This is a genomic window from Achromobacter sp. 1011791174, from assembly GCF_059760925.1.
The window spans coordinates 1-22259 of the sequence record NZ_JCBANH010000106.1; the positions used below are offsets into that span (position 1 = coordinate 1).

Below are 22259 nucleotides of genomic sequence, written 5' to 3' on the forward strand. Positions count from 1 at the left end.
CGCGCGGCCGGGCCGCTGCTGGCCAACCGTATAATCCGGAGGCATACAAGAACGACAGACACACACCAAGGGAAAACGTGGCCAAACAAGCGAATGGCCCGGCGCGTCACGTCGCCGTCGAGACCTGGCTGCCCCAGGGCGAACAGGCCGCCTACCTGCGCTCGCTGAGCCATCTGGGCCAGCCCGTCACGCTGCCCAGCGGCGCCAGCCTCTTCAACCAGGGCCAGGTCGACGACCTGTTCTACGTGATCGTGACCGGCAAGGTCCATGTCCACATGCTCAGCGAGGACGGCCACGAGTCCATCCTCAACATCATGGGGCCAGGCAGCCTGATCGGCGAGGCCGCCGCCTTCCTCAAGCAGCCGCGCTACTCCAGCGCGCGCGCCATCGAGGACAGCTCCCTGCTGCGCTTCGAGACCGGCCGCATTCCCGACCTGGTGCGGCAGGACCCGGATTTCGCGCTGGCCCTGATCTACCTGCTGAGCGTCAAGCAGCGCCAGATGGTGGCGCGCCTGCGCCAGGCCACCTTCGACTCGCCCGAGCAGCGCGTGATCCGCTTCCTGGACCAGTTCCGCCAGACCCACCAGGACGCCTGCGCCGAGGGCGCGCCCATCACGGTCAACCTGACGCATGAGCAGATCGGCAGCCTGGTCGACCTGTCCCGCGTCACGGTCACGCGCGTGCTGAACCGCCTCAAGCGCGACGGGCTGCTGGACCTGGACGGCAAGAAGATCATGCTGGCCGAGGGTTTCTCGGAGCGCGTGCGCGGCGAATACGCACCCTGACGGACCGGCCGGCTCCCGGGCAGGCCGGCCCGCGCCGGTTCAATGCACGGTGGTGCCGTCCGGCGGGCTCTGGTCCAGCCCCAGCGCCGCTTCCCAGCTGCGCAGCGGCACGCAGGTCTGCAGGCGCACGATGGCGCGCTGGATCAGCGCCGGATGCAGCTCGTGCCCCAGGCCGGTGGCCACGTCGATGGTGGAATCGCCATGCAGCTCGTCCAGCCTGGTCTGCGCCGCCTGGATGAGCGCCACGTCCATGACCGGATCGGCTGAGCCATGCAGCAGGTGCAGCGTGGTGTAGCGCGGCGCGGTCCTGGGCAGTTCGGCGTAGCGCCCCGAGAACGCCATCACGCGGCCGGCCATGCCGTCATGCGCCTGCACCAGCTCCAGCGCCATGATGGCGCCCTGCGAGAAGCCGGCCAGGGCCGTGTCCGATTGCAGCAGGCCGAAGCGCTGCTGCGCCTGCTGCACATAGGCGGCCAGCGCCGGCAGCGCCGCCGCCACCCGCGCGGGGCGGTTTTCCTCGGTCACGCCGCGCACCGAGAACCACTGGCGGCCGGCGCCGCCGCCATCGAAGGGCTCGAAGCCTTCAGGGATCAGCACCGCCGCCGTGGGAAAGGCGGCGCGCACCGCCTCGGCCAGCGGCAGCAGGCTGTCCGGCGTGCCGCCGACCCCGTGCAGCAGGATGAACAGCTGGCGCACGTCCATGCCCGGCTCGGGCAGAAATTCGATTTGAGGGGAATTGGCCATCATGCTGCTCCTGCTGGCGTGGGCGCGCGGCCGCGCCCGGAAATTCCGGACATTGTAAAATGCCCGGCTTTGCCGTCCAGCCCGGCGCCCGCGCCGCCTGGCGCGGCGCCCGTCCCTGACGCCAAGCGGCCTGGACTTTCAAGGCCCCGGACTACAGTTCCCGCTCCCCCTGGGCGAGGCGGAACCGGCCACTGTCCGGCATCCACCCATACGGCCCCTTGCAACAAATACCCCTGGCATTCCAACAATGACGACACCGACGACAGATTCGGGGACCCCTGCGGGCAGCGCGAATCAGCTGCAGCGCGTGCTCAAGGCGCGCCACCTGACCATGATCGCGCTTGGCGGCGCCATCGGCACGGGCCTGTTCATCGCCTCCGGCGCGGCGATCGCCGAGGCCGGTCCCGGCGGCGCGCTGCTGGTCTACCTGGTGATCGGCCTGATGGTCTATTTCATCATGACCAGCCTGGGCGAACTGGCCACCTTCATGCCGGTGTCCGGCTCCTTCTGCACCTATGCCTCGCGCTACGTGGATCCGGGCTTCGGCTTCGCGCTGGGCTGGACCTTCTGGTTCAGCTGGGCCACCGTGGTGGCCGTGGACGTGGTGGCGGCGCAGCTGGTCATGGCCTACTGGTTCCCGGATTCGCCCGGATGGATCTGGAGCGTGGCCTTCCTGGCGCTGACCTTCGGCCTGAACGCCTTCTCGGCGCGCGGCTTCGGCGAATCCGAATACTGGTTCGCGCTGATCAAGGTCATCGCCGTGCTGTGCTTCATCGTCGTGGGCCTGGGCATGCTGGTCGGCATCATCCACAGCGGCGACCAGATCGGCCTGGTCAACTGGAGCGTGGGCGACGCGCCCTTCGTCGGCAACTTCGCCACCTGGGTGGGCGTGGCCATGGTGGTGGCCTATTCGTTCCAGGGCACCGAGCTGGTCGGCGTGGCCGCCGGCGAATCCGAAAACCCGCGCCGCAACGTGCCGCGCGCCATCAACCACGTGTTCTGGCGCATCCTGCTGTTCTACGTGCTGGCCATCCTGATCATCGGCCTGCTCATTCCCTATACCGATCCGCAACTGCTGCGCAACGAGGTCGGCGACATCGCCGTCAGCCCGTTCACGCTGGTGTTCCAGCACGCCGGCCTGCTGTCGGCGGCGACGGTCATGAACGCGGTCATCCTGACCTCGGTGCTGTCGGCCGGCAACTCCGGCATGTACGCCGCCACGCGCATGCTGTTCAACATGGCCGTGGACGGCCAGGCGCCCGCCTTCTTCAAGCGCCTGACGCGCGGCGGCGTGCCGCTGCGCGCGCTGCTGGCCACCACCGTGCTGGCCTGCCTGTGCATGTTCAGCGTGGTCTACAGCCCCAAGGCGGTCTACATCTGGCTGCTGAACTTCGCCGGCATGACCGAATTCATCGTCTGGCTCAGCATCGCGGTCAGCCACTACCGCTTCCGCCAGGGCTATGTGAAACAGGGCTACGACACCGCCGACCTGCCCTACAAGGCCGGCCTGTTCCCCTTCGGCCCGCTGCTGGCCTTCGTGCTGTGCCTGCTGGTGACGCTGGGCCAGAACTACCAGGCCTTCCTTGAACAGCGCATCGACTGGATCGGCGTGATCTCCACCTATCTGGCGATCCCGCTGTTCCTGGCCTTCTGGATCGGTCACCGGCTGCTGCGCAAGTCGCGCTGGATTCCCTACGCGGACATGCGCTACTACGGCGTGGACGCCAACGGCGCGCCGCCGCCCGCCGCGCGTTCCTGACGCGTGCGCGGCCCGGCATGCCGGGCGGGCCACCCTCTACTGCCGCAAGGCGCCGGCCAGCAGCCGCACTTCCTCCAGCGCGCCGGGCACGCCGCGCTCGGCCAATACCTCGGCCAGCCGGGAACCGACCGCCACCAGGTCGGCATGCCTGCCCACCACCCTGGCCTGCTCCGGCGTGCGCACGCCGAAACCCGCCGCCACCGGCAAACCCGTATGCACGCGCACCTTGGCCAGCGCCCGGGCGATGCGGTCCTCGTCCGGCAGCTCGGCCCCGGTCGTGCCGGCCAGCATGATGTGATAGACGAAACCGCCCGCGTCGCGCAGCGTGTCGGCCAGCCGGGCGTCCTCGGAGGTCGGCGCCGACATGCGGATCAGGTGCATCCCGTGCTCGCGCAACTGGCGGTCGATCTCGCCCGCGTGTTCCAGCGGCAGGTCGACCAGGATCAGCCCGTCCACGCCCGCCTCGCCCGCATCCCGGGCGAAGGCCGCGACGCCATGGCGCAGGATGGGATTGAGATAGCCCATCAGCACCACCGGCGTCCGGCTCTCCGTCTCGCGCAGGGCGCGCACCAGGGCCAGCGTGCGCTTCAAGGTCTGCCCGCCAGCCAGCGCGCGCGCATTGGCCTGCTGCAGGATCGGGCCGTCGGCCACCGGATCGCTGAACGGCATGCCCAGCTCGATCACGTCCGCGCCGGCCGCCGGCAGGCCGCGCAGCAGCGCCAGCGAAGCTTCCGGATCGGGGTCGCCCGCCGCGAAATAGGCGGCCAGGCCGCTGCGTCCGGCGCGGCGCAGCGCGCCGAGGGTATGGTCAAGCCGGTTCATGGGCTGCCTCGTCATATTGGGTAACGGTGTCCAGGTCCTTGTCGCCGCGCCCGCTCAGGCACACGATCAGGATGTCGTCGGGCCGCATGCGGGGCGCGAGTTCGCGCGCATGAGCCAGCGCATGGGCGCTTTCCAGCGCCGGCAGGATGCCCTGCCGGCGGGTCAGCCAGTGGAAGGCGGACACGGCCTGCGCGTCGGTCACGGAGACATAGTCCACGCGCTTGCGGTCGTGCAGCAGCGCATGCTCCGGCCCCACGCCCGGGTAGTCCAGGCCCGCCGAGATCGAATGCGCATTGATGATCTGGCCATCCTCGTCCTGCAGGTAATAGCTGTGGCAGCCGTGCAGCACGCCGGGGCAGCCGGCCCCCAGGCTGGCCGCGTGAGCGCCGCTGGCCAGGCCCAGCCCGCCCGCTTCCACGCCTATCATCCGCACGCCCGCATCGCCCAGGAAGGGATAGAAGAAGCCCAGCGCGTTCGAACCGCCGCCGACGCAGGCGACCATGGCATCCGGCAGGCGCCCGGTCCGGGCCAGGATCTGCTCGCGCGTCTCGTCGCCGATCACGCGCTGGAACTCGCGCACCAGCCAGGGATAGGGATGCGGGCCCGCGCCGGTGCCCAGCAGATAGTAGGTGTCGGCGACGTTGGCGATCCAGTCGCGCAGCGCCTCGTTCATCGCATCCTTCAGCGTCGCGGTGCCGGTATGGACGGCGCGCACCTGCGCGCCCAGCATGCGCATGCGGCGCACATTGACGGACTGGCGCGCCATGTCCTGCGCGCCCATGTAGACCACGCATTGCAGGCCGTACAGCGCGCACACCGTCGCGGTGGCCACGCCATGCTGGCCCGCGCCGGTCTCGGCGATGATGCGGCGCTTGCCCATGCGGCGCGCCAGCAGGATCTGGCCCAGGCAGTTGTTTATCTTGTGGGCGCCGGTGTGGTTCAGGTCCTCGCGCTTCAGGTAGATGCGCGCCCCGCCCAGCTCGTCGGAAATGCCCTCGGCCAGAAACAACGGGCTGGGCCGGCCCACGTAATCGGCCAGCATGGCGCGGAAGGACCGCCAGAAGTCCGGATCCTCGCGCAGTGCGCGGAAGGCGCGTTCCAGTTCATCGAGGGCGGGGATGAGGGTTTCGGGCATGTAGCGCCCGCCATAAGGCCCGAATTGGCCATGGCGGTCGGGAATGTCCGGATGGGAAGCTGGCTGCATGAGTCACGGATTCCATTTGCGGTGCTGGCTCGGACGAGCCGGGATTTCCGTTTATGCTAGCTTTCATCAAACCAGTTTTAAATCAATGATTTGTTTATCATCACTGTTAGCTGAACTAACAACCTGATCATGAGACGCCTGCCCTCCCTGAACGCGCTGCGCTTCTTCGACAGCGCCGCCCGCCAGCTGAGCTTCAGCCTGGCCGCCAAGGAACTGTGCGTGACGCACAGCGCCGTCAGCCAACAGATCCGGCAGCTGGAGCAATGGTTCGACTGCCCGCTGTTCGAGCGCCGCGCCGGCGGCGTCCAGCTGACCGCCGCCGGCCTGGACCTGCAGCGCGCGGCCGAGGACGCCTTCGACCTGCTGGAGCGCCGCTGCGACGCGCTCAGGCGCAGCACCCAGCCTTCCGAGCTGGCCGTGGGCGCGCCGGCCAGTTTCCTGTCCAACTGGCTCATCCCCCGGCTGGAGCGTTTCGAGGCCGCGCATCCCGACATCCGCATCCGCCTGCAGACCGCGGCGGACGCCGCCCTGCTGAACACCCGGCGCGTCGACGCGCTGATCCTGGCCGGCCGCGATTGGCCGCGCGAGTGGGCCGTGACGCCGCTGCTGGCCGAGGCCACCGGCCCGGTCTGCGCGCCAGCCTGGGCCGCCCGCCTGTCGCGTCCGGCCGACGTGCTGGACGCACCTCTGCTGCACACCAGCTCGCGGCCCGAGGCCTGGCAGGACTGGGCCGGCCGCGTCGGCGTGAAGCTGGCCCCGCGTCATCCCGGCCGCGAATTCGATCATCTGGGGCACATGCTGGAAGCGGCTGCCGCCGGCCTGGGCGTGGCCATCGCGCCGGCCGTGCTGGTTGAGGCCGAGCTGCATCGCGGCCGTCTGGCCGCGCCGCTGGGCTTCGTCGATAGCGGCGCCGCCTTCAGCCTGTGCACGCTGAAGGCGCAGGATGGCGCGCCCCCCGCGCTGGCGCGGCTGCGCGACTGGCTGCTGGCCGACGCGGCGGCGGTGTGACCGCGGGCGGCCGAACAGGCGCGAACGACGCCGCCGACGGCCGCGCCCAGGTATGCCGCTGGCGCGAATCTATACTGCGAACTTCATCAATTTCCACAACACCTCCATGGCCCCCGCCTCCGTCCTGATCGAACGCGCCTGCGAACAACACGTCCCGGGCATCACCGCGCTGCATGGCGATCCGGACGTCGCGCGCCAGGTCCTGCAATTGCCCTACCCGTCGCTGGAACGATGGCGCAAGCGCATGGAACAGGACAGCGAAAGGCGCGTCGGCCTGGTCGCCACGGTGCAGGGCGAGGTGGCGGGATACGCCAGCCTGGAGCAATTCGAACGCGTCCGGCGCAGCCATTGCGGCAGCGTCGGCATCGCGGTCGCGAAGGGCTGGCACGGCCAGGGCATCGGCGGCCGCCTGCTTGGCGCGCTGCTGGACGTGGCCGACAACTGGATGAACCTGCGCCGGGTGGAACTGATGGTCTATACCGACAACGAACCCGCCATCGCCCTGTACCGCAAGCACGGCTTCGAGGTCGAAGGCGAACTGCGCGACTACGCGGTGCGCGACGGCCGCCATGTCAACGCCTACGCCATGGCCAGGTTGCGCGACGCCGACCCGCGTTGAATGCCGGGCGGGCCGCTGGCCTGCCCACTCGCCTGGCCTGGCGCTAGCGGCCCATGAACCAGCCCACGCCCGCCCAGCCCGGCGCCAGCAGCGCCGCCGCCCACAAGAACGCCGAGGCCCAGTTGGCCGCCTGGAACGGCCCGCGCCGCATCTCGAAAATGCCGGCCAGCGTCGGCACCGTGGCGCGCAAGGGCCCGAAGAAGCGGCACAGCACGATGCTCAGCACGCCCCAGCGCTTGATGAAAGCCGCCGCGCGCAGCACCTGGCGCGGCCGGCGCCGCAGCGGCGCCCATTGCAGCAGCGCCGGCCCGACCTTCACGCCCAGCGCATAAGCGACCCAGTCGCCCAGCGCGGCGCCGATCGCGATGGCCAGCCAGACGGGCGCGAACTGCCCCGCGCCCGACCCCAGCACGGCCCCGATCGACAGCAGCAGTGCCGTGCCCGGCACGAACAGCGCCACCAGCGGCAGTGACTTCACGAAGGCGAAAGCGAAGCCGATGGCCGGCAGCCATTGCTCGTGGGCGCGGGCAAAGCCCAGGATCTGGTCGATGAGGTTGCCGAAGAAATCGGGCATCGTGGAACGGGAGCGCGGCAGGTCTGGAAAAGCGCCCACCTTAGCACGCAGGCTCGGGCGCCTGCCCAGCCGGGGCCGACCGCCGCGCCCGTCGCCCTGCGTTCGTTCCACACGCAGGGGCCACGCGGACGCGGCCCGTCCGTTCAGGCCCGGACCGGACGCGCCTGCGGCAGCCCCGCCGGCGCGTCTGCCTTGGCGCGCCCCGCGTCGAACAGACGCCGGACCCGCTCGCGTTCCTGCTCCGATTGGCCGAAGCAGACATGGCAGCCCAGGTACAGCAGCAGGTTGACGCCCAGCGCCAGCACGCCCGAGGTCAGGCTGCCCAGCCCCGGCATGTCGTCGGGATAGAACCCGGTCAGCACCGCCGCCAGCGTGAAGCCGCAGCCCATCGACAGCAAGGCGCCGATGCGGTTGCCGCCGCGCCAGAACATGCCCAGGAACAGCGGCACCGCCAGCTGCACGATGCCTTGGTAGGACATCTGCGCCAGCAGTTGCAGCCGTGGGAAATCGTAGGTCAGGAAGGCCACCACCGAGGCCCCCAGCATGAACACCGCCATCGAGGCCTTGGCGATAATGGTCATCTGCCGGTCCGTGCGCGGCGACACCACCTGCACGATGTCATTGGCGATCTGCGCCCCGCAGACCTGCACGCAGCCGTCCACCCAGCCCATGCTGGCGGCCAGCACGATGACGATGGCCAGGCCCAGCATCCATTCGCCGCCCACGTGGTACAGCAGCGTGAACCAGCCGTCCTGCGGCTTGGCGCTGACCACGTCCAGGCCGCTGGCGGCCAGCGCCACCAGCGTCAGCAGCGCGTAGAAGCCGCCGGCCACGATCATGGTCTGCACCGTGCCCTTCTTCACCGCGCCCACGCCGCTGGCGGTGTAGATGCGCTGGTAGCTGGTCGGCCAGCACAGCGAGCCGATCACGCCCGTCAGGATCAGGCTGGACACGTACCAGATGCCGTACTGGCCGCCCTGCCCCGGCAGGCGCAGCAGCTCGGACGGCAGCGTCGCCAGATTCGCGTAGGACGCCTCGCGGCTGAACCAGAGCAGGCCCAGGCACAGCAGCGCGCTGCCGCCATAGGCCACGATGCCCTGGACCAGGTCGGTGATGACCAGGCCGCGCATGCCCATCTGCACCGTCCAGATCTGTCGCACGCCGATCAGGGCCACGCCCGCGACCAGGCTGGCGCCCACGCTCCAGGTGCCGAAACTGGCGAAATGGAACAGCACGGCCATGGCCTGGATGCCCAGGACCAGCCAGGGAAACAGGCAGATGATGCCGATCAGGCTGGCGATCACGCGCACCGCCTTCGAATCGAAGCGCATGCCCAGCATGTCGCACTGGGTGCGCAGGTCGAAGCGCTTGCCCCAGACCCAGGCCCGTTCCGCCATCAGGTACATGGCGGTCACGCCCAGCAGCGAGTAGGCCAGCGCATAAAGGCCCAGCACGCCCGCGCCGGCGCTCAGGCCGAAGAAGGCCGTGTAGGTGGCGCCGGGCCACCATGAGTTGGTGTACGACATGGCGATGAACCAGGCGGAAAAGGACCGGCCGCCCACCGCGTAGTCGGTGAAGGTGCCACTGCTGCGCTTGGTGGCATAGAGGATCACGACGATCAACGCCATGAATCCGAACAGCATGCCGAAGGTGATCAGGGGGGATCCGTTCATGGCGTTCTCTCAGGAATGTTCGTTGTCCAGCTCGTCGCCGAACTCGCCGCGCAGGCGCTCCACGCGCATCAGCAAGGCGATGCCGGCCACCAGCAGCACGGCGTCGATCAGCCAGTAGGCGATCGCCAGCGGCATGCCCAGCACCAGCGCGCGCTGGCCGCCCGCGGCCAGGTAGAACGGCGGGAACACCGCCAGCAGCAGGCAGCCTCCCAGCCACAGGCCGACGATGGCGGACTTGGCCCGCGCCGGCAGTTTGATGATCAGGTCTTTCATTGCGGCCTCCGGCGCGCCGGCTGCGCCGCCCGCGGGACGGTCCCGCCGGCGGCGCGGTGGAAAGGAAAATGGAAGGGACGGCCCGGGGCTAGAAGGGCTCGGGGTCCAGGAAGCGGTTCAGGACGTTGCGCATGATCCGGGACACGTTGTTGTCGTAGCCGTTGTGCGACAGGCTGCCGGCCCAGGCGATGGACCCGGTCGAGAACACCGCCCCGCCGGCCGCCGTCTCGTAGAAGACCAGGTCCGCCTTCACCAGCGGACTGACGGTGCCGCCGGTGCCTGGGTAGTTGATGAGGATTTCCTCGGCCACCACCTGATAGATGTCGGAATGGCCGGTCGAGGACGCCAGCACCAGCGTGTTCGGCGGGCTGCCCAGCAGGCGATCGACATGATCCAGCTCCAGCCCCGCCGCGCCGTTGCCGACCAGCCCGAAGTCGCCGATGCGCTCGTCGTCCGCGATGCCCTCGAAGATGAAGCGGGCGCGCGGATCGAAGCTGCCTTCCTGGCGCAGGTAGTACGAGGAATCATCGAAGCCCTGGGCGATGAAACCGTTGCCGGCGATCATCTGCGGCGGCCGTCCCTGGCGCCGCCAGAGTCCGCCGTACTCACCGGTGAAGCTGTGGTAGTACTCGCCTGGTTCGGCCGCCCAGGCGCGGGTGCCGTCCTCGTTGCGGCGCACCTCCATCACGCCCGGCACCGAGGGATTGAAGGCCACGCGCCAGTACCAGGTGTTGCCGCCCATCGAGATGATGCGCCCGCCCCGACCGCGAAATGCGTCCACCGCGTCCCACATTTCCTTGGACCAGTACTCGGAATGGCTGCTGGTGACCAGCACGTCGTAATCGCCCAGCGCCGCCTCGCCCTGGTAATGCAGGTCTTCGTCCGACAGGCAGTCGTAGCCGTAACCCTGCGCCTCCAGCCAGTCCGTGACATGCGTGTCGGCGTTGAATTGCCACAGCGCGGAACCGCGTCCGCCCAGCCAGGAGCGGTACTTCGGCCGCATGTTCAGGATGGGCCGCAGCCGCGAGGTGTAGCAAACGCCCGCGCCGTCGCTGTGCACGTCGTAACAGGAGTTGCCGTATTCGCGGTGCTCGCTGAGGAACACGTCGTTCTTGCGCAGCACCGCCACCTGGTCGGTCAACAGCTGCGCCAGCGGCGCGTCGGTGGGCATGTGCTCGTTGGCATAGGCCATGTAGCTGGCGGTGGGCACCAGGTAGGCGATGCGGTTGCCGGTCTGGCCCGGCGTGGCGCGGACCACGAAGGGGATGAACTCCTCGTCGTCCCCGCAGCGCAGATGGGCCGCGTACAGGCCGGACCGCAGCGATGCCGGCACGGTCAGCGAGAAATCGGTCTCCCAGCCGGCGTCGTGGACGCTGTCGTCGTGAAAGTGCATCGCCCCGTACTGCCGGGGAGCGTGGCGCCAGTTCATTTCCTCGCCGGTCCAGTTGGCGCCCTTCATCGCGCGCACCGGCAGGTTGAGCGTGCGGCCGTGCAGCTGGTTGCCGCTGACGTCCTCGATCGACTCGGATTCCATCCGGCGCGAGAAATCCCACACCCCCACCACGCCGGCCGTGCGCATGCCCTGGAACGACGGATCTTCCAGCGCGCGGATCTCTGCCTCGTCCAGCGCGCGGGCGCTCAGCCGGGGACGGTCGATCTTGCCGTTCATCAGCGCCGTTCCGATGATGCGGCCGCCTGCCGGCGCGGGCGTCGCGGCGAAGGCCAGCAGGGTCTGCCCGTCCAGCGCCGGCGCCGACTGCCGCTGCTGCACGCGGGCGCGGTCGTCGACGCGGGCGTAGACGCGGTGCGGCACCTGATGCAAGGTGAGCACGCCCTCTTGCGCGTCGATCGCCAGGGCCACCGAATACCACTCGCGCGCCAGCATGGGCTTGCCGCTGGCCACGGTCTCGGTCCGCCCGCCTTGCGCCAGCACCGCCTCCAGCTCGCCCCGGGCATTGATATCCAGCCGCACGCCCTGGCCGGCGTCGGGATTCCACAGACTCATGATGGTCTGCGCCCGACCGCCCGGCCGCGTCGGCCAGACGATGGCCTGCAGCGTCATCGAACGCAGCCGCGCGAAGTGACGGTTGCCGTCGACACAGGCCCAGGAGCCGCAGTGGATCCGCTGCTCCCGTCCATCATGACGCCCCTCGATGCTGCTGGGCACGTGCGCTTCCTTGTAGCCGGGCCCCGCCGGATTCATGTCGCCGTGGATGATGCGCACGAGCCGCGCCTCATACGGCCGGGCGGGCCGCGCGCTCACCTTGAAGGCGATCGTCTCGCCGCCCGCCACGCTGATCTTGTCGCTATAGCCGGTAATGCTGCTGTTCATTGCCTGTCTCCCATGCTTGCGCTCATTGCCCGCGCCGTCAGTCTTGCAACGCCTGCCCGAAGTGCTGTTCCCAGCGGGCCTTGAAGACGAACCATTCGGCGTCCTCGATGCGGTCGAAGACCGCGCCCGCGATGAGCTCGACGGGATCGTCGCGCGTCGCGCCGAGCCGGGCGGCCTGCCAGGGGCCGTAGTGCGACAGTTCGACCAGCACATGCTTGTGCGCCACGGCCACGCCGCGAAAGCGTTCCAGCAGGCGCTTGAGCGGCTCGCTGTGCGGGCCGCAGGGCCGGGCGCGGAATTCCTCGGCCAGCCCGGGATCGGAGTGCGGTGTCATCGTGTTCCCCTTGGGTTGAAATCGCTTGCGGCCAAGATATCAACCCCCGCCCGGCGGGAATGTCGTGGGAGTGCACGGTTTGTTTGTCCGGCGGCGGGCGGACCGCCGGGCATCACTGCGTGTCAGGAGACGGCGGGCGCGGCCCCGCGCTGGCGCAATTCGCCGGCGGTACAGCCGAAGCGCTGCCTGAACGCATAACAGAAGTGGGAGAAATTGCTGAATCCGGCGCGGTACATCACTTCCTTGATCGTCAGGTGGTTCAGGCGGGCGTCGGCCAGCATCTCGTAGGCCTGCTGCAAGTGCGCCTCGCGCAGTTGCTCGCCGAAACTGGTGTCGTGCCGCGCCAGGATGCGGTGCACGTACCCCGGCGAGATGCGCAGCTGCTGCGCCACCTGCGCGGCATTCAGCGGCGTCTCTGCGTCGCAGCCCCGGATCCGGCTGACGATCTCCCGGTACAGCCAGTCCGTCCCGCGCCGGCCGCCTTCCGCCGCGCCGGCCTCGTCGCCTTCCTCCTCCTCGCCGCGCAGCAGGATCGCCACCAGCCGCGCCACCTCGGAGGCCAGCGCCGGCCCGAGCCGCTGGCGCGACGCGTCGTTCAGCCGCCACGCCGACTGCGCGAAGCCACGGACCACGCCGGCGAATTCGCCGGGGCCGCGCGGCGCCCGGGCGCAATGCGTCCAGGCGCGCGGATACTCGCTTTCCAGCGCCTGGGCCGGGATGCGGATGGTGGTGTTGCGAAAATTGTCGGCGCAGGACAGCTCGTAGTATTCGCTGCTGCGCACCATGACGTAGCCGCCGGCCTGCACATAGCCGTTGCGCCCCTGGTGCTCGAAGTACAACGGCCCGGTCTCGGGAAAGACCAGCACGTAGCTGTCTTCGCCATCGCTGGCGATATGGGCCCGCGTCCGCAGCACGCGCTGCCGGTCGGAGTCGAAGCGCGTCAGGCTGACCCCGCCCAGCGCCTGTTCGGCCAGCTTGCCGCGGATGCCGTGCTTGCGGTCGCCCACGATATCGACGCGGTAGTACACGTCGCCCATGATCTGCTGCCACTTCAGCAATTGGCGCGACGAATCCACGCCTACCGTGCTGTGCACGTGAGCCATGATGCTTCCCCTGTATGGTTTTATGGAACCGCGACTGCGCGCGGCGGCCCGGACCTGCGCGTCCGGGCCGCCGCCTGATGCCCGCTGCTGCTATGCCTCTCCGCCCGCCTCCAGGTAGCCGCGCCGCCACTCGCTGGGCGACATGCCCAGCCAGCGATGAAAGGCGCGGGAAAACGCGCTGATCTCGGAATAACCGAGCAGGAAAGCCAGTTCGGAAATCTGGATCTCGCGATCCTTCAAATAGTTGAGCGCCAGCTCGCGGCGCACCTCCAGCAGCAGCTCCTGATAGGTGCAGCCGTGGTTGCGCAGGCGCCGCTGCAGCGTCCAGTTCGGGATGTTCAGCGCCCGCGCCACATCGTCGAGCGAAGGCTCGCCGTCGGCCAGCTGGCGGCGGATGGCGGCGGCGGCGCGCTCGACCAGCGATTCGCCCGGCATGCCCGCCAGCCCCAGCTGAGCCAGGTTGTGCCGCAGCAGCGCCAGCAGATGGGCGTCGGCGCCGGGCATGGGCGCGTCCAGCTGCCGCGTCGGCAGCACGATGGCGTTGCAGGGCTGCGCGAACAGCGCCGGCGCGCCGAAGCTGCGCTCGTGCTCGGGCCAGGACTCCGGACGCGCATGCTCGAACAGCACGGCCTCGGGCGACCAGCGGCTGCCCAGCGCGTGGCGCAGGATGTTGAAGAACATGCCCAGCGACAGCTCGGCGTCCTGGCGTCGCGCGGCGATGCTGCGATCCAGGATCTGATATTCGATGCGGCTCAGCTCAGGCTGGCGCACCACGCGCAGGATGGAACGCTGCTGGTGATGATGGAACAATCCGCTGATGTTCTCGAAGGCCGCACCCACCGTCGGCGAGGCCAGCGCGACATAGCCCAGCAGCCCCAGTTGGCCCGGCTCGTACTGCTGTCCGTAGCGCAGGCCGAAGTTGCCGTTGCAGGTATCGGCCGCCGCCTGCTCCATGACCCGGCAATATAGGTCGAGTCCGAGGCTGCTGGCGGGCTGCCCCAGCGCCGTGGCGCTCACGCCGGCCAGCCCGAGCACGCGGTCCGGATCGCCGCCCTCGAGCAGGATGAAGCTCACCAGACCGGTCGCGGCCGCCGAGAGGATGCTCGACGCCTGCGACCGCGCCGCGGGCGTGGCGCGCAAGCGCGGGGACGTGTCACGCATGCTCCAATTCCTCGATTCCGGTAAGGCTGGAGGTCTTCCAATTCCGGCGGATCATCTCCCCGGACGCAGGGGCCGTCAAGCCATCTTCCGGATGTAGTCCGCCCCCAATTCCGCGGTCGCCGCGACCCAGGCGCCGCCCAGGCTGCGGGCCAGATCGGTCTCGCTGTGCGAGCCCATCCAGGCCAGCAATTGCAGGCGGCGCTGCATCAGGAACGTCGGAAACTCATCCCGCTCCGCCTGGGACAGGCTGCCGGCCTGGCAGTAGCCCTCGGCCCAGGCATCCATCAGCCGGTCCCGGTCGGCGCGGTGCTCGATGAAGCTGAGCGTCGAAGCCATATCATGCAGAAACCAGCCCAGGCCGCAATCATCGAAATCGATAACATGGGTGCGCTCGCCATCCACCAGCAGATTGGCACTGCGCAGGTCGGCATGGATCAGGCCGAAGCGCTCCGGCCCCGTGCCGAAGGCATCGAGCCGTTGACCCAGCAATCGCTCGGTGAGGCGCAGGGTCTCGCGCTGTGCCGGCGTCAGGCCCGGCGCGCGTTCCCACTGTCCCCAATGCGCGGCCGGGCCTACCGTGCCGGCGTGGTCCCAGACCATGCGCTCGAAATGGCCGGGACGCCGCCAGGCGCGCGACTGCGCGTGCATGCGGGCGCTGAGCCAGCCCAGGTGGCGCTGCGAGGCGTCCAGCTTGTCCGGATCGGGAAAACCGCCGTCGATCCAGCGGAACAGCGCTACATAACGCGTGCCCGCCGGCTCGCGCGTGACGCGCTGCAGCACCGTGCCGTCCAGCGCGGGCAAGGCTTGTGGCGTGCCGATGCCGGCCTCGTTCAGCGCGCGCATCCAGTCCAGCTCGGTCTGGATGGCGTTGCGCGTCTGGTAATTCGGACGGTGAATCCGCATCGCGGCCTTGAATCCGGCGTGCCGGTCCTCGATCCGGAACACCGTGTTCTCGGAATGGCTGAGCAGGCCGATGTCGGCGCGCGTGTCCACGCCGTATAACGGCAGCGCGCTGCGCGCCAGGTCGGACAGCTGATCGATGTATCGCCGGTAGGCGGCGTCGTTGCGTTCTGCCATGGGGGGCTCCGGGCTGGGCTGCGTGGTGGCCCCATCTTCAGCCGGGCCGGCCGCCGGTCGTTAGGCCGTGGCGCGCAGAACTTTGACCGCGGACGGCAAGGCGGCTCAGGGTCAACCCGGAGACCGCGACGATCGCCATGGCCGCTCAGGGTAGACCCTAGGCGTCGCGCCCGATCAAGCAACTGTCCCGGCAGGTCAAGCGCGCGCGGCGGCGCCGGCGCAAGATGGGGCTCCATCCAACCAGGAGCCCGCCATGTTTGCTTCCATCCAAGGAAAAGTCGCCGTGGTGACCGGCGCCAGCCGGGGCATCGGCAAGGGCATCGCCGAAGTCCTGGCCGAACAGGGCGTCCGCGTGGCCGTGATGGCGCGCTCGCGCGACGCGGCCCAGGCCTGCGCCGACGCACTGGTCGCCGCCGGCGGCCAGGCGCGTGGCTATGCCGCGGACGTCGGCGACCGCACCTCGATGGACGCCGCCGCGCGCGCCGTGGCGCGGGACCATGGCGGCATCGACATCGTCTGCGCCAACGCCGGCATCTTCCCCAGCGCGTCGCTGGAAGAGATCGACGGGCCGGCCTGGGACCTGGTGCTGAACACCAATGCGCGCGGCGCGCTCTACACCGTGCAGGCCTGTCTGCCCTGGCTGAAGCAGGCCGAGGCAGGCCGCGTGATCCTGACCTCGTCGATCACCGGCCCCGTCACCGGCTATCCGGGCTGGGCGCACTACGCGGCCAGCAAGGCGGCGCAGCTGGGCTTCATGCGCACCGCCGCGCTGGAACTGGCGCGCCACGGCATCACGATCAACGCGGTCCTGCCCGGCAACGTGCTCACCGAGGGGCTGAACGAGATGGGCCCGGACTACCTGGAACAGATGACGCGCTCGGTGCCGCTGCGGCGCCTGGGCAGCGTGCGCGACATCGGCTGGGCGGCGCTGTTCCTGGCCTCGCGCGAGGCCGGCTTCATCACCGGGCAGACGCTGGTGATCGATGGCGGCCAGACCCTGCCCGAAAGCGTGGCGGCGCTGTAGCCCGCCGCCCTTGCCAGGTCCGGCAACCGCTCACGCCCCCTGGCGCCGTCCTTTCCGCATCCGCACGGAGCTCCCATGCCGCCCACCCTGGATCCGGCGTCCGCCGACGCCGAGCACGATGTATCGAAGTACGGTTATGTGCAGGAGCTGGACCGCAGCATGAACGTCTGGCAGCTCACCGCGTTCGGCCTGAACTACATGGTGCCGATCGCGCCGGCGATCATCTTCGGCATCCTGCTCAAGCTGTCCGGCGGCACCGTCGCCCTGCCCTACCTGCTGGCCGGCGTGGCCATGCTGTTCACCGCCTTCAGCTATGCGGTGATGGTGCGCAATTTCCCGCTGGCCGGCTCGGTCTATAACTACGTCGGCCGGGGCTGCAATCCGTACTTCGGCTTCCTGTCCGGCTGGGTGCTGACGCTGGACTACATCCTCATCCCCACCGTTACCGCGTCCAGCTCCGCCTATTTTGCGCAGCAGTATCTCCCTGGGGTGCCCTACTGGGTGCTGCTGGGCGTGTTCTCCGTCGGCACCGGCATGGTCAACCTGTTCGGCGTGCAGCTCATGTCCCGGCTCGGACTGGGGCTGCTGGTGTTCGGCGAACTGGTGGTCTGGTCCTCCATCGTGGTGTGGGGCCGCGCGGTGGCCGTGGACGGCGCCGGCGTGGGCACGCTGCTGAGCACGCAACCGTTCCAGTTCGACAGCGTCTCCAGCCTGGCGGCCGCCACCTCGCTGGCCATCTTCAGCTTCCTGGGCTTTGACGCCATCACCACGCTGGCCGAGGAAACCCGCCGGCCCAAGCGCGACATTCCCCGCGCCATCTACTGGTGCGTGGGCATCGGCACGCTGACGATGTTCGCCTGCGGCTACGTGGCCATGCTGGCCATCCCCGACTGGCGCCAGCACATCGGCGACGAGGCCTGGCTCAACACCACACTGTTCCAGGTGTCGCGCGCCACTGGCGGCGAAGCCTTCAGCGTGTTCTTCACGGTCGGCTACCTTACCGCGCTGGGCGTGTTCAACGTGGTCGCCACCGCCGCCGGAGCCCGCCTGCTGTTCGGCATGGGCCGGGACGAGCTGCTGCCGCGCGCGGTCTTCGCCCGCGTCAACCGGCGCTGGCGCACACCACACTGGAGCATCCTGCTGATCTGCGCCATCGAGTTCGCGCTCGGCAACTTCGCCAACATGGAAACGCTGTCCAATCTGGTCAACTACGGCGCGATGTTCGCCTTCGCCGCGCTCAACATCTCGGTCGTCTGGCTGTACTACGTGCGCGGCGGCGGCGAGCTGGCCGACGGCAGCCGCCTCCGGCCTCGCGGCGCGCAGCACCTGCGCTACCTGCTGCTGCCCGCCGTCGGGCTGGCCATCATCCTCTACGTGTGGGCGCACATGGACACGCTGGCCCAGATCCTCGGCACCGTCTGGCTGGCCGCCGGCATCGCCTACCTGCTGGCCAAGACGCGCGTCTTCCAGCGGCTGCCTCCGGCGCTCGACCTGTGACCCCCCGCTCTTCTTCCCCGCTGCTTTCCCTTATTGTGGAGACCTGGCATGTCCGCTGACAGCATGCTCGCGCTGAACACCTACGACCCCGCCTCGGCGGCCGTCGCCGACCCGACCATCCGAGGCCTGATCGAACGCCGCCAGCGGATCTTCGGCGCCGCGGTGCCGCTGTTCTATGAAGATCCGGTCCACATCACGCGCGCCGAGGGCGTCTGGCTGTACGACCATGAAGGCCGCGCCTACCTGGACGCCTACAACAACGTGCCCTCGGTCGGACACTGCCATCCGCGCGTCGTCGACGCCGTGGCGCGCCAGGCCGCGCAGTTGAACACGCACACGCGCTACCTGTCCGAGGTGGTCTACGCCTATGCCGAAAGGCTGCTGGCGACCTTTCCCGAGGCCCTGTCCAACCTGCTCTTCACCAGCAGCGGCACCGAAAGCGTGGACCTGGCCCTGCGCATGGCGCGCTATCACACGGGCGGCGCCGGCTTCATCGTGACGCGCTTCGCCTATCACGGCCATTCCACCGCCGTGGCCGAGATCACGCCCGCCTTCGGCCCCGGCGTGCCGCTGGGCGTCCATGTGCGCACGGTGCCCGCGCCCCCGCAGGGTCGAAGCGGCGAGGACGTATCCCAGGCCTTCGCCGCCGGCATCGAGCAGGCCATCGCCGACCTGCGCCGGCACGGCATCCGCTTCGCCGGCGCGATCTTCGATTCGATCTTTTCCAGCGACGGGCTGTACGCCGACCCGCCCGGCTTCCTGCGCGCGGCGGCCGAGACCGTGCGGCGCCATGGCGGCGTCTACATCGCCGACGAGGTGCAGCCAGGCTTCGGCCGCACCGGCGCCGGCATGTGGGGCTTCAGCCGCCACGGCATCACGCCCGACCTGGTGGTGATGGGCAAGCCCATGGGCAACGGCATGCCGATAGCGGCCGTGGTCGCGCGGCCCGAGCTGATGGCCTCGTTCTCCGAGCGCTCGGGCTACTTCAACACCTTCGGCGGCAACACGGTCTGCTGCGCCGCCGCCTCGGCGGTGCTGGACGTGCTCCGCGACGAGCGGCTGATCGAGCGTTCCGCCCAGGTCGGCCAATATTTGAAGGACGGCTTCAAAGGCCTGCAACGCGCCGACGCGCGCATTGGCGACGTGCGCGGCGCGGGCCTGTACCTGGGCGTCGAGATCGTCGACCAGGCGGGCGCGCCCGACACGCGCGAGGCGCTGCGCCTGGTGAACGGCCTGCGCCAGCGCCGCATCCTGGTCAGCACCTGCGCCGCCGCCGGCAATGTGCTGAAGATCCGTCCGCCCCTGCCGTTTTCGACCGAGCATTGCGACCTGCTGCTGGACGCGGCCGAACAACTGCTGGCCGCCGGCTGACCCCTCACGCAACGACGCCGGGCGGCCAGACGCCCGGACGCAGACACCAGGAGATCGGACATGAAGCACGCCACCGCCCGCGACAGCGGCCCCGATGCAGCCCCAGCCCCGGCCTCGCCCGCCGGAGCCGCGCAGGAACTGATCGCGCCAGCACCCCGTGTCGCGGCCGCCGCCAACGTCGCCGGCATGGACGCCTACCGGGCGCTGGTCGACGAGGCCGAACGGGACAACGCGGGATTCTGGGCGCGCCTGGCGCGCGAGACGCTGGCTTGGCGCAAGCCGTTCACCCAGGTGCTGGACGATTCTCATGCGCCCTTTTACCGCTGGTTCGGCGACGGCCGGCTCAATGCGTCCTTCAATTGCCTGGACCGGCACGTCGCCAGCGGGCTGGGCGAGCGCACCGCCATTGTCTTCGAAGCCGACGACGGCGCGGTGACACCGATCAGCTACCGCGCCCTGCTGGCGCGCGTCTGCCAACTGGCCAACGCCATGAAGGCCTGCGGCATCCAGCGCGGCGACCGGGTGGCGATCTACCTGCCCATGTCGGTCGAGGCCATCGTCGCCATGCAGGCCTGCAACCGGATCGGCGCGATCCACTCGGTGGTCTTCGGCGGCTTCTCGGCCAAGTCGCTGAACGAACGCATCGTCGACATCGGCGCCCGCCTGCTGATCACCGCGGACGAGCAGGTGCGCGGCGGCAAGACGCTGCCGCTCAAGCGCATCGCCGACGAAGCGCTGGCCATGGGCGGCTGCGACGGCGTGCGCCGCGTGTTCGTGTACCGCCGCACCGGAGCCAGGATCGACTGGGACGCGGCGCGCGACGCCTGGCTGCACGAAGCCGCCGGCGCCCAGCCCGAACACTGCGAGCCCGAATGGGTGGACGCGGAGCATCCGCTGTTCGTGCTCTACACCTCCGGCTCCACCGGCAAGCCCAAGGGCGTGCAGCACGCCACGGCCGGCTATCTGCTGTGGGCCGCGCAGACCTTGCGCTGGACCTTCGACCTGAAACCCGACGACGTATTCTGGTGCACCGCCGACATCGGCTGGATCACCGGCCACACCTACGTCGCCTACGCCCCGCTGCTCTGCGGCACGACCCAGCTCGTCTATGAAGGCCTGCCCACGCACCCCGATCCGGGCCGCTTCTGGCGCATGATCGACCGGCACCGGGTGTCCATCTTCTACACCGCGCCGACCGCGATCCGCGCGCTGATCAAGGGCGCGCACGAACATCCGCACGCGCATCCCCGGCACTACGGGCTGAACACCTTGCGCGTGCTCGGCACGGCCGGCGAGCCCATCAACCCGACGGTCTGGCGCTGGTATCACGAGGAAGTCGGCAAGGGCCGCTGCGCGGTCGTCGACACCTGGTGGCAGACCGAGACCGGCGGCCCGTTGATCGCTCCGCTGCCCGGCGCCACCCCGCTCGCGCCCGGATCCTGCACGCTGCCCCTGCCCGGCATCGGCGCGCGCATCGTCGACGAGACCGGCCGCGAAACGCCGGACGGGCAAGGCGGCTCGCTGGTGTTCACGCGCCCCTGGCCCGCCATGCTGCGCACCCTCTGGGGCGACGACGCGCGTTTCCTGCAGACTTATTTCCCGGCCGAGCTGGGCGGCAAGACCTACCTGGCCGGCGACGGCGCCCTGCGCGACCCGGCCACCGGCTACTACACGATCACGGGCCGGATCGACGACGTGCTGAACGTATCCGGGCACCGCCTGGGCACCATGGCGGTCGAGTCGGCGCTGGTCGCGCACCCGGAAGTGGCCGAGGCCGCCGTGGTCGGCCGCCACGACGCGCTGACCGGCGAGGCCATCGTCGCCTTCGTCGTGCCCAAGGGCGGCCCGCCCGACGACGCGGCCGCCGCGCGGATCTCCGCCGAGCTGCGCGCCTGGATCGCGCGCGAGATCGGCCCCATCGCCAAGCCCAGGGAGATCCGCTACGCCGGCAGCCTGCCCAAGACGCGCTCCGGCAAGATCATGCGCCGCCTGCTGCGCGCGATCGCCAACGGCGATCCGATCACGCAGGACATTTCCACGCTGGAGAATCCGGCGGCGATCGAGCAGCTCAGGAGGGTCGGATAGAGGCGCGTCAGTAAATAGAGACGCGTCAGGAAAGTTCGTCCGGTCCCGGCAAGTCTGCCAGCAGCGCCGGCAACGCCGTCCGCACGGTTTCCCAGACTACATCCAGATTGATATCGAAATAACCGTGCGCGATACGGTTGCGCATCCCACGCATGCTGCGCCAAGGCACATCCGGCTGGGCCAGGACGAAATCGGCGTGACGGTCCATGATTTTCGTGGCCGCCTCGCCAATGATGACCAGGCTCATGATGACGGCTTGCTGGGTGCGTCTGTCCGCAAGGAAATCGCTCTTGGTCATTCCCTGTACGAAACTACGGGCGTCGACCGCAGCCTGGCGGATATGGTCCAGGTAGTCGGACAGGCGATTCACGCTCATACCGGCCGCGCTTCCGCAAGCACCTGTTCGCGGAATGCCACAGGCAAATCCGCCGGTGTCAGCAGATCGACGTGGATGCCGAGCAACATCTCCAGCTCATCCTGCAGGCCGCCCAGGTCAAACAGCGTGGCGCCGGGCAACGCGTCGACCAGTAAATCCAGATCGCTGCCTTCCTGGTCGGTGCCGTACAACGCCGAGCCGAAGACGCGCACGTTCTCGGTGCGGTAGCGGCTTGCCGCCTCGCGTACCGCGCTTCGCTTCAAATCGAGCACTAGGGATGGTCGCATGGTCTGTTACTCGTCGGATTCCTAGGGATCATAGGCAATCGGCCATCCAGATTCAATCGCATCAGGTTACGTCTGACCGGCGCCATATGCTGTATATTTATACAGTAATAAACAGCAACCCGCCGCGCCCCTCGGCCACCCCGCCATGCAG

General features: G+C 69.3%; 21 protein-coding genes. 8 read left to right on the forward strand and 13 right to left on the reverse strand.

Annotated elements, in window-relative coordinates; all coding sequences use genetic code 11:
- The first annotated feature begins 77 nt into the window (after positions 1-77).
- A complete protein-coding gene (locus AC6LJ5_RS25890; RefSeq protein WP_158658433.1) occupies positions 78-785 on the forward strand; it encodes a Crp/Fnr family transcriptional regulator in 708 nt (235 codons plus the stop codon).
- A gap of 39 nt (positions 786-824) precedes the next feature.
- Here the strand turns inward: AC6LJ5_RS25890 and ypfH are convergent, their stop codons facing one another.
- A complete protein-coding gene (gene ypfH / locus AC6LJ5_RS25895) occupies positions 825-1529 on the reverse strand; it encodes an esterase (protein WP_498142020.1) in 705 nt (234 codons plus the stop codon).
- Between the two features lie 247 nt (positions 1530-1776).
- Between ypfH and AC6LJ5_RS25900 the strand changes: the two genes are divergently transcribed.
- A complete protein-coding gene (locus AC6LJ5_RS25900; RefSeq protein ID WP_103274668.1) occupies positions 1777-3288 on the forward strand; it encodes an amino acid permease in 1512 nt (503 codons plus the stop codon).
- A gap of 36 nt (positions 3289-3324) precedes the next feature.
- Here AC6LJ5_RS25900 and trpA read toward each other — a convergent pair whose 3' ends face one another.
- Both trpA and trpB read right to left on the reverse strand, forming a co-directional pair.
- Positions 3325-4110 carry a tryptophan synthase subunit alpha gene (trpA, locus tag AC6LJ5_RS25905; RefSeq protein WP_498142010.1) on the reverse strand — a complete coding sequence of 262 codons (786 nt, stop codon included), beginning with the start codon at positions 4108-4110 and terminating at the stop codon, positions 3325-3327.
- Positions 4097-5314: a tryptophan synthase subunit beta gene (gene trpB, locus AC6LJ5_RS25910; protein ID WP_103274670.1), complete on the reverse strand. Its 1218-nt coding sequence runs from the start codon at positions 5312-5314 to the stop codon at positions 4097-4099. The genes trpA and trpB overlap by 14 nt, the downstream gene beginning before the upstream one ends.
- 129 nt (positions 5315-5443) lie before the next feature.
- Here trpB and AC6LJ5_RS25915 point away from each other — a divergent pair, with 129 nt between their 5' ends.
- Both AC6LJ5_RS25915 and AC6LJ5_RS25920 read left to right on the forward strand, forming a co-directional pair.
- Positions 5444-6322 carry a LysR substrate-binding domain-containing protein gene (locus AC6LJ5_RS25915; protein WP_498142011.1) on the forward strand — a complete coding sequence of 293 codons (879 nt, stop codon included), beginning with the start codon at positions 5444-5446 and terminating at the stop codon, positions 6320-6322.
- 106 nt (positions 6323-6428) lie between these two features.
- The gene (locus AC6LJ5_RS25920) at positions 6429-6941 is read left to right on the forward strand and encodes a GNAT family N-acetyltransferase (RefSeq protein WP_498142012.1); all 513 of its coding nucleotides are present in this window, start codon (positions 6429-6431) and stop codon (positions 6939-6941) included.
- Between the two features lie 43 nt (positions 6942-6984).
- Here the strand turns inward: AC6LJ5_RS25920 and AC6LJ5_RS25925 are convergent, their stop codons facing one another.
- From AC6LJ5_RS25925 to AC6LJ5_RS25960, 8 genes are all read right to left on the reverse strand, one after another.
- Positions 6985-7515: a DedA family protein gene (locus AC6LJ5_RS25925; RefSeq protein WP_103274672.1), complete on the reverse strand. Its 531-nt coding sequence runs from the start codon at positions 7513-7515 to the stop codon at positions 6985-6987.
- A gap of 143 nt (positions 7516-7658) precedes the next feature.
- Positions 7659-9188, reverse strand: coding sequence for a sodium:solute symporter family protein (locus tag AC6LJ5_RS25930; protein WP_498142013.1), 1530 nt, complete (start codon positions 9186-9188; stop codon positions 7659-7661).
- Positions 9189-9197: 9 nt separating this feature from the next.
- Positions 9198-9461, reverse strand: coding sequence for a hypothetical protein (locus AC6LJ5_RS25935; RefSeq protein ID WP_103274674.1), 264 nt, complete (start codon positions 9459-9461; stop codon positions 9198-9200).
- An 88-nt stretch (positions 9462-9549) separates the two neighbouring features.
- Positions 9550-11793: a N,N-dimethylformamidase beta subunit family domain-containing protein gene (locus tag AC6LJ5_RS25940; RefSeq protein WP_498142014.1), complete on the reverse strand. Its 2244-nt coding sequence runs from the start codon at positions 11791-11793 to the stop codon at positions 9550-9552.
- Between the two features lie 37 nt (positions 11794-11830).
- A complete protein-coding gene (locus AC6LJ5_RS25945) occupies positions 11831-12127 on the reverse strand; it encodes a N,N-dimethylformamidase alpha subunit family protein (RefSeq protein ID WP_212317364.1) in 297 nt (98 codons plus the stop codon).
- A 122-nt stretch (positions 12128-12249) separates the two neighbouring features.
- Positions 12250-13230, reverse strand: a complete 981-nt coding sequence (locus AC6LJ5_RS25950) for an AraC family transcriptional regulator (protein WP_498142015.1) — start codon at positions 13228-13230, stop codon at positions 12250-12252.
- A 90-nt stretch (positions 13231-13320) separates the two neighbouring features.
- Positions 13321-14391, reverse strand: a complete 1071-nt coding sequence (gene qhpR / locus AC6LJ5_RS25955) for an AraC-like transcriptional regulator QhpR (protein ID WP_498142016.1) — start codon at positions 14389-14391, stop codon at positions 13321-13323.
- Between the two features lie 75 nt (positions 14392-14466).
- The gene (locus AC6LJ5_RS25960) at positions 14467-15468 is read right to left on the reverse strand and encodes a phosphotransferase enzyme family protein (RefSeq protein ID WP_392413457.1); all 1002 of its coding nucleotides are present in this window, start codon (positions 15466-15468) and stop codon (positions 14467-14469) included.
- Between the two features lie 253 nt (positions 15469-15721).
- On the opposite strand from AC6LJ5_RS25960, the gene fabG reads away from it, so the two are divergent.
- The 4 genes from fabG to acs all read left to right on the forward strand — a co-directional run bounded on the left by fabG (position 15722) and on the right by acs (position 21445).
- Complete coding sequence (gene fabG / locus AC6LJ5_RS25965) at positions 15722-16492, forward strand: 3-oxoacyl-ACP reductase FabG (RefSeq protein ID WP_498142017.1); 771 nt, start codon at positions 15722-15724, stop codon at positions 16490-16492.
- A gap of 75 nt (positions 16493-16567) precedes the next feature.
- Positions 16568-17989 (forward strand): APC family permease, encoded by a 1422-nt coding sequence (locus AC6LJ5_RS25970; protein WP_498142018.1) that lies wholly within the window; start codon positions 16568-16570, stop codon positions 17987-17989.
- A 48-nt stretch (positions 17990-18037) separates the two neighbouring features.
- Positions 18038-19360, forward strand: coding sequence for an aspartate aminotransferase family protein (locus AC6LJ5_RS25975; RefSeq protein ID WP_498142019.1), 1323 nt, complete (start codon positions 18038-18040; stop codon positions 19358-19360).
- Between the two features lie 186 nt (positions 19361-19546).
- Positions 19547-21445, forward strand: a complete 1899-nt coding sequence (acs, locus tag AC6LJ5_RS25980; protein WP_498142021.1) for an acetate--CoA ligase — start codon at positions 19547-19549, stop codon at positions 21443-21445.
- Positions 21446-21470: 25 nt separating this feature from the next.
- On the opposite strand, the gene AC6LJ5_RS25985 is transcribed toward acs, so the two are convergent.
- Positions 21471-21821 carry a HepT-like ribonuclease domain-containing protein gene (locus AC6LJ5_RS25985; protein ID WP_103274683.1) on the reverse strand — a complete coding sequence of 117 codons (351 nt, stop codon included), beginning with the start codon at positions 21819-21821 and terminating at the stop codon, positions 21471-21473.
- Complete coding sequence (locus tag AC6LJ5_RS25990) at positions 21818-22108, reverse strand: nucleotidyltransferase family protein (protein ID WP_212317387.1); 291 nt, start codon at positions 22106-22108, stop codon at positions 21818-21820. Before AC6LJ5_RS25990 ends, AC6LJ5_RS25985 begins: the two co-directional genes overlap by 4 nt.
- Between the last annotated feature and the right edge of the window lie 151 nt (positions 22109-22259).

Bases quoted from the DNA above. Each gene is read 5' to 3' on its own strand.
- AC6LJ5_RS25985 (WP_103274683.1), bottom strand. From the start codon at position 21,821: ATGAGCGTGAATCGCCTGTCCGACTACCTGGACCATATCCGCCAGGCT.
- ypfH (WP_498142020.1), bottom strand. From the start codon at position 1,529: ATGGCCAATTCCCCTCAAATCGAATTTCTGCCCGAGCCGGGCATGGAC.
- AC6LJ5_RS25920 (WP_498142012.1), top strand. From the start codon at position 6,429: ATGGCCCCCGCCTCCGTCCTGATCGAACGCGCCTGCGAACAACACGTC.
- AC6LJ5_RS25970 (WP_498142018.1), top strand. From the start codon at position 16,568: ATGCCGCCCACCCTGGATCCGGCGTCCGCCGACGCCGAGCACGATGTA.
- AC6LJ5_RS25930 (WP_498142013.1), bottom strand. From the start codon at position 9,188: ATGAACGGATCCCCCCTGATCACCTTCGGCATGCTGTTCGGATTCATG.
- trpA (WP_498142010.1), bottom strand. From the start codon at position 4,110: ATGAACCGGCTTGACCATACCCTCGGCGCGCTGCGCCGCGCCGGACGC.
- AC6LJ5_RS25960 (WP_392413457.1), bottom strand. From the start codon at position 15,468: ATGGCAGAACGCAACGACGCCGCCTACCGGCGATACATCGATCAGCTG.
- AC6LJ5_RS25940 (WP_498142014.1), bottom strand. From the start codon at position 11,793: ATGAACAGCAGCATTACCGGCTATAGCGACAAGATCAGCGTGGCGGGC.
- fabG (WP_498142017.1), top strand. From the start codon at position 15,722: ATGTTTGCTTCCATCCAAGGAAAAGTCGCCGTGGTGACCGGCGCCAGC.
- AC6LJ5_RS25915 (WP_498142011.1), top strand. From the start codon at position 5,444: ATGAGACGCCTGCCCTCCCTGAACGCGCTGCGCTTCTTCGACAGCGCC.
- AC6LJ5_RS25950 (WP_498142015.1), bottom strand. From the start codon at position 13,230: ATGGCTCACGTGCACAGCACGGTAGGCGTGGATTCGTCGCGCCAATTG.
- AC6LJ5_RS25945 (WP_212317364.1), bottom strand. From the start codon at position 12,127: ATGACACCGCACTCCGATCCCGGGCTGGCCGAGGAATTCCGCGCCCGG.
- trpB (WP_103274670.1), bottom strand. From the start codon at position 5,314: ATGCAGCCAGCTTCCCATCCGGACATTCCCGACCGCCATGGCCAATTC.
- AC6LJ5_RS25900 (WP_103274668.1), top strand. From the start codon at position 1,777: ATGACGACACCGACGACAGATTCGGGGACCCCTGCGGGCAGCGCGAAT.
- acs (WP_498142021.1), top strand. From the start codon at position 19,547: ATGGACGCCTACCGGGCGCTGGTCGACGAGGCCGAACGGGACAACGCG.
- AC6LJ5_RS25925 (WP_103274672.1), bottom strand. From the start codon at position 7,515: ATGCCCGATTTCTTCGGCAACCTCATCGACCAGATCCTGGGCTTTGCC.
- AC6LJ5_RS25990 (WP_212317387.1), bottom strand. From the start codon at position 22,108: ATGCGACCATCCCTAGTGCTCGATTTGAAGCGAAGCGCGGTACGCGAG.
- AC6LJ5_RS25935 (WP_103274674.1), bottom strand. From the start codon at position 9,461: ATGAAAGACCTGATCATCAAACTGCCGGCGCGGGCCAAGTCCGCCATC.
- AC6LJ5_RS25975 (WP_498142019.1), top strand. From the start codon at position 18,038: ATGTCCGCTGACAGCATGCTCGCGCTGAACACCTACGACCCCGCCTCG.
- qhpR (WP_498142016.1), bottom strand. From the start codon at position 14,391: ATGCGTGACACGTCCCCGCGCTTGCGCGCCACGCCCGCGGCGCGGTCG.